General features: G+C 68.0%; 13 protein-coding genes and 2 pseudogenes. 8 read left to right on the top strand and 7 right to left on the bottom strand.

Annotation, left to right across the window (positions count from 1 at the left end; all coding sequences use genetic code 11):
* Window positions 1-117: 117 nt before the first annotated feature.
* Window positions 118-1,755: a rhodanese-related sulfurtransferase gene (locus tag J8I34_RS19250; RefSeq protein WP_209806719.1), complete on the bottom strand. Its 1,638-nt coding sequence runs from the start codon at window positions 1,753-1,755 to the stop codon at window positions 118-120.
* A gap of 5 nt (window positions 1,756-1,760) precedes the next feature.
* Window positions 1,761-2,369: a cysteine dioxygenase family protein gene (locus J8I34_RS19245; RefSeq protein ID WP_209806718.1), complete on the bottom strand. Its 609-nt coding sequence runs from the start codon at window positions 2,367-2,369 to the stop codon at window positions 1,761-1,763.
* 186 nt (window positions 2,370-2,555) lie between these two features.
* Here J8I34_RS19245 and J8I34_RS19240 point away from each other — a divergent pair.
* Together J8I34_RS19240 and J8I34_RS19235 are read left to right on the top strand one after the other, a co-directional pair.
* Window positions 2,556-2,915: pseudogene (locus tag J8I34_RS19240) on the top strand (cytochrome c); the annotation flags it as partial.
* A gap of 130 nt (window positions 2,916-3,045) precedes the next feature.
* Entirely contained in the window at window positions 3,046-3,957 is a 912-nt protein-coding gene (locus tag J8I34_RS19235) for a DMT family transporter (RefSeq protein ID WP_209775685.1), read from the top strand.
* Between the two features lie 56 nt (window positions 3,958-4,013).
* Here J8I34_RS19235 and J8I34_RS19230 read toward each other — a convergent pair.
* A pseudogene (locus tag J8I34_RS19230) lies at window positions 4,014-4,859 on the bottom strand (sugar phosphate isomerase/epimerase family protein); the annotation flags it as partial.
* 134 nt (window positions 4,860-4,993) lie between these two features.
* Between J8I34_RS19230 and J8I34_RS19225 the strand changes: the two are divergent.
* On the top strand, window positions 4,994-5,761 hold the full coding sequence (locus J8I34_RS19225; protein ID WP_209806717.1) for an IclR family transcriptional regulator domain-containing protein: 768 nt from the start codon (window positions 4,994-4,996) through the stop codon (window positions 5,759-5,761).
* A 5-nt stretch (window positions 5,762-5,766) separates the two neighbouring features.
* Here the strand turns inward: J8I34_RS19225 and J8I34_RS19220 are convergent, their stop codons facing one another.
* A complete protein-coding gene (locus J8I34_RS19220) occupies window positions 5,767-6,720 on the bottom strand; it encodes a LysR family transcriptional regulator (RefSeq protein WP_209806716.1) in 954 nt (317 codons plus the stop codon).
* A gap of 92 nt (window positions 6,721-6,812) precedes the next feature.
* Between J8I34_RS19220 and aroQ the strand changes: the two genes are divergently transcribed.
* Window positions 6,813-7,271: a type II 3-dehydroquinate dehydratase gene (gene aroQ, locus J8I34_RS19215; protein WP_209806742.1), complete on the top strand. Its 459-nt coding sequence runs from the start codon at window positions 6,813-6,815 to the stop codon at window positions 7,269-7,271.
* Between the two features lie 98 nt (window positions 7,272-7,369).
* Here aroQ and J8I34_RS19210 read toward each other — a convergent pair whose 3' ends face one another.
* From J8I34_RS19210 to J8I34_RS19200, 3 genes are all read right to left on the bottom strand, one after another.
* Window positions 7,370-8,434, bottom strand: coding sequence for a porin (locus tag J8I34_RS19210; RefSeq protein WP_209806715.1), 1,065 nt, complete (start codon window positions 8,432-8,434; stop codon window positions 7,370-7,372).
* Between the two features lie 63 nt (window positions 8,435-8,497).
* Window positions 8,498-9,826, bottom strand: a complete 1,329-nt coding sequence (locus J8I34_RS19205) for an MFS transporter (protein WP_029044957.1) — start codon at window positions 9,824-9,826, stop codon at window positions 8,498-8,500.
* 111 nt (window positions 9,827-9,937) lie between these two features.
* The gene (locus J8I34_RS19200; RefSeq protein ID WP_029044956.1) at window positions 9,938-10,771 is read right to left on the bottom strand and encodes a shikimate dehydrogenase family protein; all 834 of its coding nucleotides are present in this window, start codon (window positions 10,769-10,771) and stop codon (window positions 9,938-9,940) included.
* 337 nt (window positions 10,772-11,108) lie between these two features.
* Here J8I34_RS19200 and J8I34_RS19195 point away from each other — a divergent pair, with 337 nt between their 5' ends.
* The 4 genes from J8I34_RS19195 to J8I34_RS19180 all read left to right on the top strand — a co-directional run bounded on the left by J8I34_RS19195 (window position 11,109) and on the right by J8I34_RS19180 (window position 16,339).
* The gene (locus J8I34_RS19195) at window positions 11,109-12,179 is read left to right on the top strand and encodes a 4-hydroxyphenylpyruvate dioxygenase family protein (protein WP_029044955.1); all 1,071 of its coding nucleotides are present in this window, start codon (window positions 11,109-11,111) and stop codon (window positions 12,177-12,179) included.
* A gap of 373 nt (window positions 12,180-12,552) precedes the next feature.
* Complete coding sequence (xsc, locus tag J8I34_RS19190) at window positions 12,553-14,319, top strand: sulfoacetaldehyde acetyltransferase (RefSeq protein ID WP_035876651.1); 1,767 nt, start codon at window positions 12,553-12,555, stop codon at window positions 14,317-14,319.
* Window positions 14,320-14,540: 221 nt separating this feature from the next.
* Window positions 14,541-15,572, top strand: coding sequence for a phosphate acetyltransferase (gene pta / locus J8I34_RS19185; protein WP_029044953.1), 1,032 nt, complete (start codon window positions 14,541-14,543; stop codon window positions 15,570-15,572).
* Entirely contained in the window at window positions 15,569-16,339 is a 771-nt protein-coding gene (locus tag J8I34_RS19180) for a sulfite exporter TauE/SafE family protein (RefSeq protein WP_029044952.1), read from the top strand. The genes pta and J8I34_RS19180 overlap by 4 nt, the downstream gene beginning before the upstream one ends.
* Window positions 16,340-16,348 lie beyond the last annotated feature (9 nt).

The raw sequence follows: 16,348 nt of genomic DNA, 5'->3' as shown, positions 1-16,348 counted from the left end.
TGCAGCGAAAAGATGCATGTCAATAGGCCGATTTTACCAGCAGATCGTTGGAGGGCCCGGGATAACCCTAGGCCGGGCGTTTCGGACAGCGCGCGCCCCCCGGAGAACCAGGGTTTGCTATACCACCCTGAACCCATGGGTGCCGTCGCGCTCCAGTTGCGAGATCAGCCCGAACTCCCAGTCGAGATAGCCCTGCATCGCTCCCCGCGGATTGTCGGTGCCTTCGTACGGCCGGCGATAGCGGTCGGCGCGCTCTGACGCCAGGTGCCTCTCGCCAGACTCCAGCGGCAGCCCGGCCGCGATCCACGCCTGCGTGCCGCCTTCCAGCACCGCCACCTCCGCGTCCGTCAGCCGCTGCAGGTCGGCGGCGGCAAAGCGCGCGAGCAGGCTGGAGCCGCACGTCAGCACATAGCGCCGTGCCTGCGGGATGCGCGCCAGCGCGTCGGCCAGCTGCGCGCGGATGACGAAGTACGCGCCCGGGATATGGTGCTTGACGTAGTTGGCGCTGGCGGTGAAATCGAGCACCACGGTGCTGCCGTCCGCGTTCATGCCGAGCCACGCCGCCACTTCGGCGGGCGTCACCGTCGGCACCTCTGGCGGCACCGGCACATTGGCCGCCACCGCGCCGGCCTCGCCGCGCGCGGTGGCATCGACTGGCTCCACCACCCAGACCTCCCAGCCCATCTGCGCCAGCCATGAGCCGGTCATGCTGGCGCGCACGTCGTCGTCATCGGCGAGTACGATGCGCGCGCCGCGCACGGGGGCGTTGTGGTCGGTTTCCTGCACCAGCTGCCCGCCCGGCGCATTGACGAAGCCCGGGAGGTGGCCATCGGCAAATTCCTCGGGCGTGCGCACGTCGAAGCGGTACACGGTACGGCCGGGCTCCTGCAGCGAAGGCAACGCGGCCAGCGCAATGCGGCGCACGCCGGCGCGGTCGGCGATCTCGCGTGCGCCGCGACGGGCGCTGTCGCGGTTGTCGGCGCCGACCGCGGCAGGCGCGCGGCGGCTGGCGCCGTGGTCGAGCTGCTGCCCCGCCAGCGTCCAGCCGATGGTGCCGTTGCGCAGCGCCGCCACCGGGTTGGGAATGCCGGCGTTGACCAGCGACTGCGTGCCGATGATGCTGCGCGTGCGGCCGGCGCAGTTGACGATCACCTGCGTGCGCGGGTCGGGCGCCAGCTCGCGCACGCGCAGCACCAGTTCGGCACCGGGCACGCTGGTGGCAGTGGGAATGCTCATGGTCTGGTACTCGTCGAAGCGGCGCGCGTCGACGATCACCGCATCGGCCTTGCTGTCGATCAGCGCCTGCACTTCCTCGGCGGACAGGGACGGCGTATGGCGCTTTGCCTCGACCACTTCACCGAACGACTTGCTCGGCACGTTGACGTCGCGGAACACTTCACCGCCGCCGGCGATCCAGGCCGCCAGTCCGCCTTCAAGCCGGTGCACGTTGGTATAGCCCAGCGTTTGCAGCACCGACGCAGCGCGCGGCGCCAGGTCCTCCCCGGCATGTTCGCCGTAGACCACGATCAGCGTGTCGCGGCGCGGGATGCGCGGCCACGCTTCCAGTTCGAGCTTCGACAGCGGGAAGTTCGCGGCCCACAGCGGATGCTCCTGCGCGAAAGGATCTTCCTCGCGCACGTCGATCAGCGCAATCTCGGCGCCGGCCAGCAGGGCCTGGCGCACCTGCGCGCGGGTGAAGGTCGGGAATGCCGTGGTGGCTGGCGTGGCGGCTGGCGTGGCGTGCTGGATGGTCATGACTTCTAGGCTTCGCGGGAACGGTCCCAAAGGTTGGGCAGGGTCGGGTTGGAATACCCGGAAATAAAGGGCTTGTGGGTGCCGTCCTCGGCGTAGACCGAGCGGCGCACCGCGCCGATATTGGCGCCGTACACGTGGATGCTGACCGAGACGCGGTCGTCGTGCACGTTGTTGACGCGATGGATGTCGCCTAGCGTCGGCGACACGGCTTCGACCTGCCCGGGCAGCAATCGCACCGGTTCGCCCTTCGGCACGGGGCGGCCTGCGGCGTCGAGCACGAAGGGCTGCGACTCCTCCGCCCCGCGCAGCATGCCGATCAGCCCCCACACGGTGTGGTCGTGGATGGGCGTGCGCTGCCCCGGGCCCCAGACAAAGCTGACGACCGAGAAGCGCTCGGCGGAATCGCAATGCAGCAGGTGCTGCTGGTAATACTCGGGGTGCGGCTCGGCCCATGCCTCGGGCAGCCAGTCGTCGCGTGCCACCAGCCGCGCCAGCAGCGCCCCGCCTTCGCGCAGGATGCGCGGCTCGTCGGGATGCTGGTCCAGCAGTGCGGCCAGGCCGGTGATGAAATCGCGCAGCGGTGCGAGCCCGCTGGCTTCGGGAGAACTGCTCATGGAATGCCTCCGGGGGTGGTTCTGTCTTCGGGCCCTCTGCGGGGCGCTGCCGCTGCAAACATAACACGGCGCGGCGGCCAGGTTCATGCCAGTGGCGCACATCCCGCATGTCCTCCCTGCAAGTCCCGCCCTGCAAGCCCAGGTGGTGCTTGCCGGCGGCGACCAGGATCGAATCGTTCTGCGGCGTATGAAGACCCGCGCTTCCTGACCGTGCTGGTCACGCCGGACGGCCGCCCGCCAGCGCAGGTGCCGCGCTTCCGCGCCGGCTGCACGGCAACGTCGGCCCAGGCCTGGCAGGCCGTGGCGGCGATTGCCGGGCTGCCGCCGGCAAAGCTGGCGGGCACCCAACTGCTGGCGGATGGTGCGGGATGGCTGCGCGCACGCGGCGCGCCGGGCACCGCATGGTCCGATGCCGACCTCGTCTGCGTGTCCGGCGCGGCTGCCGCTACGCGGGCGGTGCCTGCCGGGATCGATGGCCTGACGGCGCTGTTACTGCGCATCGACGCCGAGCCGGTACGCTTCGTCAAGGGCGGATTCATCCATTGAGTGGATTGTTCGCTGGCAGCGAATTCTGACTTTCCAGCCGCAGCCGCCATCGGCCTCGCCCGGGACAGTACCCTCGGCTTCATGAAGGACCAGCCTGGAACGCTGACATGTTGTGGTTGAGGGTGGCGCCATGAGCGCCATGGGAAGTTCGCGGCCCCTGCAGGGCATCGCACTGATGGTTGCCGCGGTGGCATGCTTTGCCGCGCTCGATACGATGACCAAGATCACCGGCGCCGCCGTGCCGGTGGTGATGGCGCTGTGGGTGCGCTATCTCGCGCAGGCAGCACTGACCGGCGCGGTGCTGCTGCCGGCGCGCGGCCGCATCCTGCTGCGCACGCGCCGGCCGTGGCTGCAGGCCACGCGCGCGGTGACCATGCTGCTGTCCAGCGCTTGCGCGTTCTTCAGCCTGCAGGTGCTGCCTGTGGGCGAGTTCACCGCGGTGGTCAGCCTGACGCCGCTGGCGATCGCGCTGGCGGCGGCGACGCTGTTCGGCGAGCGCATGTCGGCGCTGCGCTGGCTCTGCCTGCTGGCCGGATTTGCCGGCGCGCTGATGGTAATCCGGCCCGGCGCCGACCTGGAGCCGGCCATGCTGCTGCCGCTCGCGGCGGTCTGCCTCAATGCCGCCTACCAGTTGCTGACCAGCGTGCTGACCCGGACCGACGGCGCCGGCACCACGCATTTCTATACCGGCTGCATTGCTGCGCTGCTCCTGTCGGCGGCGCTGCCGCTGGCCTGGACCTGGCACGTCGAGGCGCTGCACTGGTGGCTGCTGGCGGGCATGGCGCTCGCCGGCTGCGCCGGGCACATGTTCCTGGTGCTGGCCTATGCGCGTGCTCCCGTTGGCGTGCTGACGCCCTATCTCTACCTGCAGATTGCCTTCGCCATGCTGGGCGGCTGGCTGGTATTCGGCTGGCTGCCCGACGCCTGGTCGCTGCTGGGCGTGGCGATGGTTGCCGTCAGCGGCGTGGCCGGCACCGCGGTGGCGGCCCGCGAACGCGCCTTGCCGGCAAGGCCGGCGGCGCAACATGCGGGCGCGGTATAGCGTGTTGGCGTGTTGGCCTTTTAGCGTGCCGCGAGGGCAGCGCCGCCGGCGCGCGCTGCGGCCATGGGCACGCCGTTCGTCACCGCCTCCAGCCATTCCAGCGAGCGCAGCCCGTCCTGCGCGACCGGCAACGGGGGCGCCACGCGGAAGGCATCGTTGAACACCTCGAGCGACAGCGGTCCGCAATAGCCGGCCCGCAGCACGGCACGCGTGAAGCCGACCACCGGCAGGTCGCCCTGGCCGGGGAAATTGCGGTGGTGGCGGCTCCAGGTGCGCACGTCCAGCGACATGCGCGGCGCGTCGGCGAGCTGGACGAAGAAGATCCGCTCGGCCGGCACGGCGTCGAGGCCATGCAGCGTATCGCCCAGCGCGAGCGTGTGGAAGCTGTCCAGCATCAGCCCCAGCGCGGGATGTCCGGCGCGCTGCACGATGTCCCAGGCCTGCCGCCAGCGGCGCACATGGCGGCCCCAGGCCAGCGCCTCGTAACCCAGGCGCAGGCCGCGGCGGGCCGCGGCTTCGGCCAGCGCGTGCAGGTCGGCGGCGGCGCGTGCGGGATCGTCTAGCGCCGCTTCCTGCACGTTGCTGCAGACCAGCGCCAGTTCCACACCGAGTTGCTCCATTGCGTCGAACTTCCGCTCCGCGCGCGCCAGCTCCGCGGCGGACAGGCCGCCCGGCATGGCCTCGAAATCGCGCAGCGGCTGGTAGAGCAGGATCTGCAGGCCGAGGTCGGCGGCCATGCGCCGGACCTCGGCGGGCGTGCCGGGGAATTGCAGCAGGTCGTCCTCGAAGATCTCCACGCCGTCGAAACCAGCGTCGGCAGCGGCTTGCAGCTTCTGCGGCAGCGATCCCGACAATGTGACGGTGGCGATCGATTTGCGCAGCGGGACAGGAAGGAGAGTCATGGCGGTCAGTCGGGATGGCGGCTTGGATTTCCCAAGGTTATGAGCCATCATTGCCCGCAACAACCGTCATTCGCGCGTGAGCGTGCGACAATCGCTCCAATGCAATCATCTATCGCGCGAAGCAAGGGTTAACCATGGAAAATGAACCGCTGAACCGGCGCGACTGGATCGCCGGGCTGGAGAAAGGCCTGGCCATCCTGGAGGCCTTCGACCACGACCATCCGCGCCTGACCCCGACACAGGCGGCCGAGCGCACCGGCCTGACGCGCACCGCGGCGCGCCGTTACCTGCTGACGCTGGAGCACCTGGGCTACACCACCAGCGACGGCACGCTGTTCAGCCTGACGCCGCGCGTGCTCAAGGTGGGCTGGTCGTACTTCGATTCGGCGCGGCTGCCACGCACGGTGCAGCCGTTCCTGCAGCAGATCACCGCGCAGCTTGGCGAGGCCGCCTACCTGAGCGTGCTCGATGGCTGGGAGCTGGTGTTCATCGCCCGCACCAGCACCAACCGCGTGATGAGCACGGGCTTTGTGCTGGGGGCGCGGGTGCCGGCACCGCTGGGTTCGGCCGGCGTGATGATGCTGGCGTCGCGGCCGGAAGAACAAGTCAGGACATGGCTGGAAAACGTGGTGCTGGCGCCTTACACGCCCTACACCATCCTGCAGCACGACCGGCTGCTGGAAGAGATCCACAAGGCCGGCGCGCAGGGCTATGCGATGCTGGAGCAGCAGTTGCAGACCGGCGTGCGCGGCGTGGCGGTGCCGCTGCGCGATCGCCACGGCAAGGTGATCGCCGCGCTGTCGGTGAACATGCCGATCGGCGACGAGACCCCGCAGCAGGCGCTGGACCGCGTGCTGCAGGTGATGCAGGACACGGCGCTGCTGATCATGCGCGTGCTGTAGCGCGCCTAGCCTTCCAGCGACGTCGCCAGCGCGTGCGGCCCTTGTGTCAGTTGTGCCTTCAGGAAGGCCAGGCACACGCGCATGCGCGCCGAAGCCGATGCCCGCGCGCTGGTCACGGCCCAGATGTCGGACGGATGGTGCCAGCCGGGCAGCACGCGTACCAGGTCGCCGGCGCGCACGGCGGCGGCCACGTCCCAGACCGACGCCATGATGATGCCGTAGCCCTCCAGGGCCCACTCGTGCGTCACGTCGGCAACATTCGATGCCATCGGGCCGGTGACTTTGGTGGTCTCCCAGTTGCCGCCTTCCCCCTGCAGCCGCCACACGCCGAAGGCCTGGTCGCGCTCGCGCAGCAGCAGGCAGTCATGGCGCGGCAGGTCGGACGGATGCTCCGGCATGCCGCGCCGAGCCAGGTAGGCCGGCGCCGCGCACAGCACGCGGCTGCCGGTGGCGATGCGGCTGGCGATCAGGTGCGGCTCGTGCACCTCGCCCACGCGGATATCGAGGTCGAACTGCTCGCCGATCAGGTCGACGCGGCGGTCGAGCAGTTCCAGCCACACCTCGAGCCCCGGATGCTGCTGCCGCAGCAGCGACAGCACCGGCGCCACGTGCCGGCGCCCCAGCCGCAGGCTGGTGGCGATGCGCAACTGGCCGCGCGCTTCGCCGCCGGCACCGCCGACCGCTTCCAGCATGCCATCCACGTCTTCGAGGATCTTCTGCGCCCACGCAAACGCGCTCTCGCCTTCGGCGGTGACGCTGACGCGGCGCGTGGTGCGATGGAACAGCCTTGCGCCGAGCATTGCCTCCAGCATGGCGATGCGCTTGCTCACATGGGCCGGCGAAATACCCGTCTCCTGGGCCGCGGCGATAAAGCTGGCGCGCCGCGCCACCGTGCAGAACAGCCGCAGGTCGCGCAGGAACGGGTCATTATTCGCGCTGGGCGCATGCTGAATTTCCATGGCATTCGATGATGGGACGAGGGCTAAACGATAGGCTATCGGCCGTGGCCGCGCCAGCATCGCGGCAGATGACACGGGACATTGGAGACATGATGAAGACAGTACTGGTGCTCAACGGCCCCAACCTCAACCTGCTCGGCACGCGCGAGCCGGCCATTTACGGCAGCGAGACCCTGGCCGACGTGGAACGCATCTGCCAGCAGGCCGCGCAGCGGCTCGGGCTGCGGGCCGAGTGCCGGCAAAGCAATCACGAAGGGCAGCTGATCGACTGGATCCACGAAGCGGGCAAGCTGTGCACGAGCGGCGAGATGGCCGGCGTGGTGCTGAACGCGGGCGCGCTGACGCATACCTCGATCGCGCTGCACGACGCGATCAAGGGGGCGGCGGTTCCGGTGATCGAGTACCACGTCTCCAACGTGCATGCGCGCGAGGCGTTCCGGCACAAGTCGTGGATTTCGCCGGTGGCGGTGGCGGTAATGGCGGGGCTGGGGGTGCAGGGGTATGGGTTGGCGGTGGCGGCGGTGGCGCAGGTGACGGGGGCAACGACTTGAGTCTGCCGGCAACCGTCGCACGCCGACGGTTTGCTCCCCTCTCCCGCATGCGGGAGAGGGAGCACACCCGCAGCGATGGATAGGCTTGCGCTGCGCGCTCAGAACTTATGCCTCACCCCCGCCATCACCCCCAGCCGCGTCTTGTTCCCATACGTATTCCCGCTGCTCACAAACCCCGCTCCGCTGTTCAGTGCAATCCACTGCCCCTGCAGGTGGGTGTAGTCCACCTCCACATACACATCGGTACGCTTGCTGAAGTTGTAGTCGAGCATGCCCGCGGTGGTCAGCCGCTTGCCGCCCTGCCCCGCGTGCCGCAGCCAGTCGTACTGGAACGTGCCGATAAACGCCAGCGCATCCGTCAGGCTGAAACGCGTGCCGACATAGCCCACGTTGTTGCGGTAGTCCGCCACGTCGAGCCGGTTGTTGGTGTAGCCCAGGTAGTATTGCGACCGCGCCGCCTTCCACGTCCCGCCCACGCCCCACACCGTCTGCTTGCTCGCCTGCGCCGCCGGCACGGCGCCGAAGTAGGCCGAGGTGACGTTCTGCGTCTGCTGGTAGACCGCGCCGATCTCGAGCGGGCCCGAGCTGTACACCAGCGAGCCGGCCGCTGCGGAACTGGTCTTCATGCTGCCCGGCACCTCGCCGAAGGTATAGGCCGCCGCCACCTGCAGGCCGCCAAGGCTCTTGATGTACTTGAGCGTGTTGTCGTAGCGCAGCCCCGTATAGTTGCCGCCCTGGTAGCCGACGATGGAGTTGTTGGCAAAGGCCATCGCCTCGTACGACGACAGCACTTCATGCGCCAGCGTGTATTGGCGGCCGAGCGCGAGCTTGCCGTAGGGACCGTCGAAGCCGACTACCGCGGTACGCCCGAACAGCCGTCCGCCCTGCTGGCTGGTCCCCGTGTCTGGCGAGAAGCCTGATTCCAGGATGAACCACGCCTTGTTGCCGCCGCCGATATCCTCGGTGCCGCGGATGCCCCAGCGGCTGCCGGTCAGCACGCCGTCAGTCATCTGCGTGCGGCTGTGGCCGGCCGCGTCTTCGTTGGTGCTGTAGCGGATGGTGGTATCGAGCAGCCCGTAGAGCGTGACGCCACCGGAAGTCTGGGCGACAGCGGGCACGCTGCCCGCGCCCAGCGCGAGCAGCGCAATGAATCGTTTATGCATTGGAGTGTTGTCTCGGTCTTTGTTGTCGTCGCGCGGCACGAGCCGTGCCGCCGGGGGATGTGGTCAGACGGCGTCAGGCACCTTGCGCGGCGCGAGGAAGAACATCCACGTCAGCGCGATGAAGTAAGCGCACGGGATCATCGTGAACAGCACCGCATAGTTGTTGTTGGTCACGGTCAGCACGTAGCCCACCAGTTGCGTCATGAACATGCCGCCGATCGCGCCGATCATGCCGCCGAAGCCGAACACCGAGCTGACCACGTGCTTGGGCGTGTAGTCCATCACCATGCTCCAGATGTTCGCGGTCCATGCCTGGTGCGCGCCGATCGCCACCGAGATCGCGGCCACGGCCATCCACAGGCTGCTGGCACCGGCGGCCATCACCACCGAAATGATGCACACGGCAAAGACCAGCATCGACAGCAGCCGCGCCCGCACCGCGGGCATGCCACGCGCGATCAGCCACGACGACAGTGCCCCGCCGCCCACGCTGCCCACATCAGCGCACAGGTAGATCACGATCAGCGGAATGCCCATCTGCGTCACGCTGATGCCGAGCTGGTATTGCTGGTTGAGGAATGGCGGCAGCCAGTACAGGTAGAACCAGAACACCGGCGCGGTAATGGCGTAGGCCAGCGCAAAGGCCCAGGTGCCGCGCATGCGCAGGATCTGCGCATAGCGGATGCGCTGGGCCGGCGGATCGGTGTCGCGGGTGACGTGCGCCAGTTCCGCGGCGGTGACGGTCGGGTGCTGCTCCGGGTTGTGGTAGCGCTTGAACCAGAACGCCAGCCAGATCGCGCCCAGCGAGGCGATCACCAGGAACGCGGCCTGCCAGCCCCATGCCTGCAGGATCAGCGGCAGCATGATCGGCGTCAGCATCGCGCCGACGTTGGTGCCGGCATTGAAGATGCCGGTGGCGATCGCGCGCTCGCTGGCCGGGAACCAGATGCGCGTGGTCTTGACGCACGCCGGGTAGTTGGCCGCTTCCGACAAGCCGAGGAAGAAGCGGCAGATCATGAAGCCGACCGCCGACGCCGCGAACGCATGCGCGCCGCAGGCAATGCTCCACAGCAGCACCGCCAGCGCAAAGGCGCGCTTGACGCCGACCAGGTCGATAAAGCGGCCCTGCAGCGCGAAGCCGATGGCATAGCCGACCTGGAACCAGAAATTGATATTGGCGTAGTCCTGCGCGGTCCAGGCCATGGCCTTGGCCAGCACCGGCTGCAGCACGCCCAGCGCGGCGCGGTCCACATAATTCAGCGTGGTTGCGAAAAACACCAGCGCCAGCATGCCCCAGCGCACCTTGCCGAAGGCAAAGGCGGCACGCACCTTGTCGCCGAGCGAGTTGCCGAACGCGGAAGCCGCTGGCAGCTCCTTGTGAGTCGTTGTCATGTTGTCTGTCTCCACCAATGGAAAAGAAGTCTTGCTTGCCGGCGTGCCTTTTTGATGGTGGCCCGCGCGCGGCTTGCGGCAAGGGCTTGCGCCCCTGCACCAGTCGATGCGTCAGTAACGGATCTGCGCCACCTCCCGCAGCGCGTCGGGCGTTGCCGTGCCATAGCCGAAGAACTCCAGGTAGGCCGGGATCATCTCGAACAGCATGTCCGTGCCCACCTGCACCTTGCAGCCGCGGGCCAGCGCGGACTGCAGCAGCGGCGTGTATTCCTGCTTCATCACCACCTCGCCGACCATGGCGCCGGGGGCGATGCGCGCCACGTCGAACGGCAGCGGATCGCCGGGCTGCATGCCCAGCGGCGTGGCATTGACCACCACATCGAAGCCCGCCGGGTCGGCCGAGCCGGTACTGACGCGCAGCGCCGGGTAGTGCGCGGCGAGGCGCTGCGCCAGGGCGCGCGCGGCTGCCTCGCGGGCGTCGAACAGCGCCAGCTCGGCCACGCCGGCCGCCGCCAGCGAGGCGGCGATCGCGCTGCCCACCCCGCCGCTGCCCGACACGATGGCGCGCGCGCCTTCCAGCCGGCAGCCTTTGCGCCGGATGCCGCGAACGAAGCCCTCGCCGTCGAACTGGTCGCCGACCAGCGTGCCGTCGTCGCGCCTCAGCACGGCGTTGCAGGCACCGGCGATGCGGGCGGCGGGGGTCAGTTCGTCGACCAGCTCGACGGTGGCAACCTTGTGCGGCATGGTGACCAGGGCGCCGCGGATATTGGTCATGCGGAACAGCGCCGGGAACACCGTCGCGTAGTCGTCCGGCTTGATCCCCATCGGGATCACGGCGGCGTCGATGCCCTGCCGGTCGAACCAGGGGTTGTAGATCATCGGCGCCTTGAACGATTCCGTCGGGTAGCCGATGTGGGGGATTAGCGTGGTCTTGCCGTGGATCATGGTGTGCCTGGGTTCCGGTGATTCGCGCTTCCCGGACTCCGGCATGCGTGGCCTCTGTATGGACCTGGCAGGGAGGACGGGGGCGCGTCGTTGACCGGAGATTAGTAGCCGCCTCGCGCACAGCCAACTGTCTTATATGGCACTTGGCGCGATTAATGAACGCCCATGCGCGATCAAGGCGCCGAATGCGGGTTTCTACGAGTCCTTGCGCAGGGGGCCAATGCGCGGGTTGCCGCGGCGCCGTTGCTACTATCGGTCGTCGCCGCAAGGCCCGGCACCGCGCCCGCAATGCGCCGCCCCCGCAATACCCCGCAATACCCAGACAGGAGCCCATACCATGAGCGCCGCAACCGACTCTTCCCCGCGCGCCGATGATGTCCAACCGTGGGACAACCCGCTCGGCATCCGAGGCTACGAGTTCATCGAGTTCGCTTCGCCAGATCCTGCCGCGCTGGGCCGGACGCTGGAACGCCTCGGCTTCGCCGCCATCGCGCGGCACCGCCACAAGGCGGTGAAGCTGTACCGGCAGGGCGAGATGAATTTCATCGTCGATGCCGAGCCGGAGTCATTCGCCACGCGGTATGCGGCGCGGTACGGCTTGTCGATTTGTGCGATCGGCATTCGCGTCGACGATGCGGCGCTTGCGTTTGCGCGAGCGCTGGAGGCCGGCGCATGGCCGTTCGAGGGCGGCACGGTGGGGCCGATGGAGCTCAATATTCCCGCCATCCAGGGCATCGGCCAGTCGGTCTTGTATTTCATCGACCGCTGGCGCGGGAAGGAGGGGCGGCCGGGCGATGTCGGGGATATCTCGATCTACGACGTGGATTTCCGGCCGCTGCCGCCAGCCGGCGACATGTCCGACGCCGGCCTTGTCCGCGTCGACCACCTGACCCAGGCGGTCGATCCCGGTCACCTGGATGAATGGCTGGAGTTCTACCGCAAGGTGCTGGGGTTCCGGGAGCTGCGAGGCGGCGGCGAGTCACACGCGCTGGTATCGCCGTGCGGCCGCATTCGCATCCCGCTATACGAGAAGGGAACGCCGCGGCACGACCAGATGCGGCATTACCTGTCAGATCAGCATGGGGAAGGCATCCAGCACATTGCATTAGCCAGCGAGGACATCCTGGCCAGCGCCGCGGCACTGGCCAGCCGTGGCGTGCAGTTCGTGCAGCCGCCGCCGGCTTACTATGATTCCGTACCAGCGCGCGTGCCAGGCCATGGACTGGACCTTGCCGCACTGCAACGCTACGGCATCCTGGTGGATGGCACCGGCCCTCGCGAGCGCTTCCAGCAAGCCTTCCTGAAACGCGAGGCAGGCGAGTTTTTCTTCGAGATCGTCCAGCGTGACGGTCATGAGGGCTTCGGCGAGGGCAACCTCCCGGTACTCGAAGCGCTGTCGACGCGCTGACCCCCTGCGCCGCGGCGTAGGCGCGGCACCCTCCTCCCCTGCTTTCCCCCTGCGCCGGCTCCTGCCGGCGCTGTCTTGCTTCCCGCCCCTGCTCTTGCAAACGTCAAAGTGCCCCACACGGCACTCAGTAACGCATTTCGTCTCATTTTTTTGCTCAATTCATTCCGTAAACCAAAACTTCTTATTGACGCCAGACGATCTTCCACCTACATTTCGACCAACGCATCAATTTTCCGGAACGTACTGTTCCACTTTATAACACCACAACCAGGAGACACCCGCCATGCGCGACCTCGAAACCACCAAGCAGCCCGCCGTTTCCGGTGGCTCGGCCGCCGCGAAGGACAGCCAGGTTCCGGCTGGCCCGCAGACCATGACCCCGTCCGAAGCCTTCGTCGAAACGATGGCCGCCAACGGCGTGACCGACATGTTCGGCATCATGGGCTCGGCCTTCATGGACGCCATGGACATCTTCGCCCCCGCCGGCATCCGCCTGATCCCGGTGGTGCACGAGCAAGGCGCCGGCCACATGGCCGACGGCTATGCCCGCGTGTCGGGCCGCCACGGCGTGGTCATCGGCCAGAACGGCCCCGGCATCTCCAACTGCGTGACCTCGATCGCCGCCGCCTACTGGGCCCACAGCCCGGTGGTGATCGTCACCCCCGAAGCCGGCACCATGGGCATCGGCCTGGGCGGCTTCCAGGAAGCCAACCAGCTGCCGATGTTCCAGGAGTTCACCAAGTACCAGGGCCACGTCACCAACCCGGCGCGCATGGCCGAGTTCACCGCGCGCTGCTTCGACCGCGCCAAGGCCGAAATGGGCCCGACGCAGCTGAACATCCCGCGCGACCACTTCTACGGCAAGATCACCGCCGAGATTCCGAAGCCGCAGAACCTTGATCGCGGCCCCGGCGGCGAGCAGAGCCTGAACGAGGCGGCCGAGCTGCTGGCCAACGCCAAGTTCCCGGTGATCATCTCCGGCGGCGGCGTGGTGATGGCCGATGCGATCGAGGAATGCAAGGCCCTGGCCGAGCGCCTGGGCGCGCCGGTGGTGAACAGCTACCTGCATAACGACTCGTTCCCCGCCAGCCACCCGCTGTGGTGCGGCCCGCTGGGCTACCAGGGCTCCAAGGCCGCGATGAAGCTGATCTCGCGCGCCGACGTGGTGGTGGCCCTGGGCTCGCGCCTGGGACCGTTCGGCACGCTGCCGCAGCACGGCATGGACTACTGGCCGAAGAACGCCAAGATCATCCAGATCGATGCCGACCACAAGATGCTGGGCCTGGTGAAGAAGATCTCGGTGGGCATCTGCGGCGACGCCAAGGCTGCCGCCATCGCGCTGACCCAGCGCCTGGCCGGCCGCACGCTGGCATGCGACGCCAGCCGCGATGGCCGCGCTACCGAAATCGCCAACGAGAAGGCGGCCTGGGAGAAGGAGCTGGACGACTGGACGCACGAGCGCGACCCGTACAGCCTGGACATGATCGAAGAACAGAAGCAGGAACGCACGCCCACCGGCGGCCACTACCTGCACCCGCGCCAGGTGCTGCGCGAGCTGGAAAAGGCCATGCCGGAAGATGTGATGGTGTCCACCGACATCGGCAACATCAACTCGGTGGCCAACAGCTACCTGCGCTTCGAAAAGCCGCGCAGCTTCTTTGCGGCGATGAGCTGGGGCAACTGCGGCTACGCCTTCCCGACCATCATCGGCGCCAAGGTCGCGGCGCCGCACCGCCCGGCGGTGTCGTACGCCGGTGACGGCGCCTGGGGCATGAGCCTGATGGAAACCATGACCTGCGTGCGCCACAACATCCCGGTGACCGCGGTGGTATTCCACAACCGCCAGTGGGGCGCGGAGAAGAAGAACCAGGTGGACTTCTACAACCGCCGCTTCGTCGCGGGCGAGCTCGACAACCAGAGCTTTGCCGGCATCGCCAAGGCAATGGGTGCCGAAGGCATCGTGGTGGACCGCCTGGAAGACGTGGGCCCGGCACTGAAGCGCGCCATCGACCTGCAGATGAATCATGGCAAGACCACGATCATCGAGATCATGTGCACGCGTGAACTGGGCGACCCGTTCCGCCGCGATGCGCTGGCCAAGCCGGTGCGGTATCTGGACAAGTACAAGGACTACGTCTGATCCTGAGCTAGCCCAGAACCCTCGCTTGCGACCGGGGTGCTCCCTCTCCCGCTTGCGGGAGAGGGTTGGGGTGAGGGCCGGCATGTCCACAAAGTGAACCGCTGCCGTGCTTGCCACAGGCCCGCCCTCACCCCCGGCCCCTCTCCCGCATGCGGGAGAGGGGAGCAAACCACCGGCATAGCAAGGGCTTCGGCCCTTTCTTCATTTCTGAAAGAAGAACCATGAAACCCATCCTCCGCATCATCGACCGCGCCCGCGCCGCCCCCCGCCGCATCGTGCTGTGCGAGGCCGAAGACCCGCGCATACTGCAGGCCGCGCAACGCGCCACGCAGGAAGGCATCGCGCGCATCGTGCTGGTCGGCAACCCGCGCCAGATCAACGCGGCTGCCGCTATCCACGGCATCGCGCTGGACGGTATCACGCTGGTCGATCCCGCCACCTCGGCGCTCGCGCCCTCCTTCGCGCAGCAGCTCTACGCGCTGCGCCAGAAGAAGGGCATGACGCTGGACGAAGCCAAACGCGCGGTACTCGACCCGCTGTGCTTCGCCAACCTGATGGTGCGGCTGGGCCACGCAGATGGCTCGGTGGCCGGCGCCGACCACACCACCGCCGACGTGGTGCGCAACGCGATCCAGCTGATCGGGCTGGCGCCCGGATTCCGGCTGGTATCCAGCTTCTTCCTGATGATGCTGTGCGAGCCCTTCCATACGCTCAAGGGCGGGCTGATCTTCTCTGACTGCGGACTGGTGGTCGATCCCGATGCCGATGCGCTGGCCGATATCGCCATGGCCGCCGCCGACAGCGCACGTGCCCTGCTGAACGACGAACCGCGCGTTGCGATGCTGTCGTTCTCCACCAGCGGCAGCGCGCACCACGCCGCCGTGGACAAGGTCGTAGCCGCAACCGAGCGCGTGCGCGCGCAGCGCCCCGGCCTGGCCATCGATGGCGACGTGCAGCTCGATGCCGCCATCGTCGCCGAGATCGCCGCGCGCAAGGTCGCGCATTCGCAGGTCAACGGCCGCGCCAACGTGCTGGTGTTCCCCAACCTCGAGAGCGGCAATATCGGCTACAAGCTGGCCGAGCGCGTCGGCGGCGCCAAGGCCATCGGGCCGATGCTGCAAGGACTGAGCAAACCCGCCAACGACCTGTCGCGCGGCTGCAGCGCCGACGATGTGTTCCATGTCATCGCCGTCACCGTGGTCCAGGCGCAAGCCAGCGCGGAACAGGCCACCAAGGGCGAGCAGGCGGCATGAAAGCGGAGTTGTTATTGCCGCTGCTGGGGCTGCAAGCCCTGCTTGGCGCGGGTACCTATTTCCAGACGGTGACCGGCTTCGGCCTGGGCATGATCGTGATGGGCGCCACCAGCGGGCTGGGACTCGCGCCGGTGGCCACCGTTGCGGCCGTGGTCAGCCTGGTGACGCTGGCCAACAGCGCCTGCGCGCTGCCCGGCAAGCTGGAGCATATCGACTGGCGCGCCGTGGGCGCGGCCGCCATCGGCATCCTGCCGTCGGTGCTGGTCGGCGTGCTGGTGCTGGAATACCTGAGTTCCAGCGCCGCCACGCTGCTGCAACTGCTGCTCGGCGCGGTGATCCTGTACGGCGGCCTGAGCGCCGCGTTCAAACCCGAACCGCTGCCGCAACGCTCCGGCGACGGCAGCTTCTTCATGAGCGGCGTCTTCGGCGGGCTGCTGAGCGGCATGTTCGGCGTGTCCGGGCCGCCGCTGATCTTCCAGTTCTACCGGCAGCCGATGAAACCGGTGGAGATCCGCTGCGCGCTGATCCTGGTATTCACCGTCACGTCGAGCGTGCGCACGCTGTTCTCGGCGTGGCAGGGCCAGCTCGATGCCGCGATCTGGCTGCAGGCGGCGCTCGGCGTGCCGGTAGTGGTGGTCGCCACGCTGCTGGGGCGGCGCTTTCCGCCCCCGTTCTCGCCGACCACGACGCGGCGCGTCGCGTTCGGCGTGCTGATCGGGATCGGCGTCAGCCTGATGCTGCCGGCGATCTCGGCATGGGTGCGGTAAGTGCGCTAA

It is taken from the genome of Cupriavidus phytohabitans, from assembly GCF_017815025.1.
Taxonomy (GTDB): domain Bacteria; phylum Pseudomonadota; class Gammaproteobacteria; order Burkholderiales; family Burkholderiaceae; genus Cupriavidus.
This window is presented reverse-complemented; position numbering and strand designations above follow the sequence as displayed.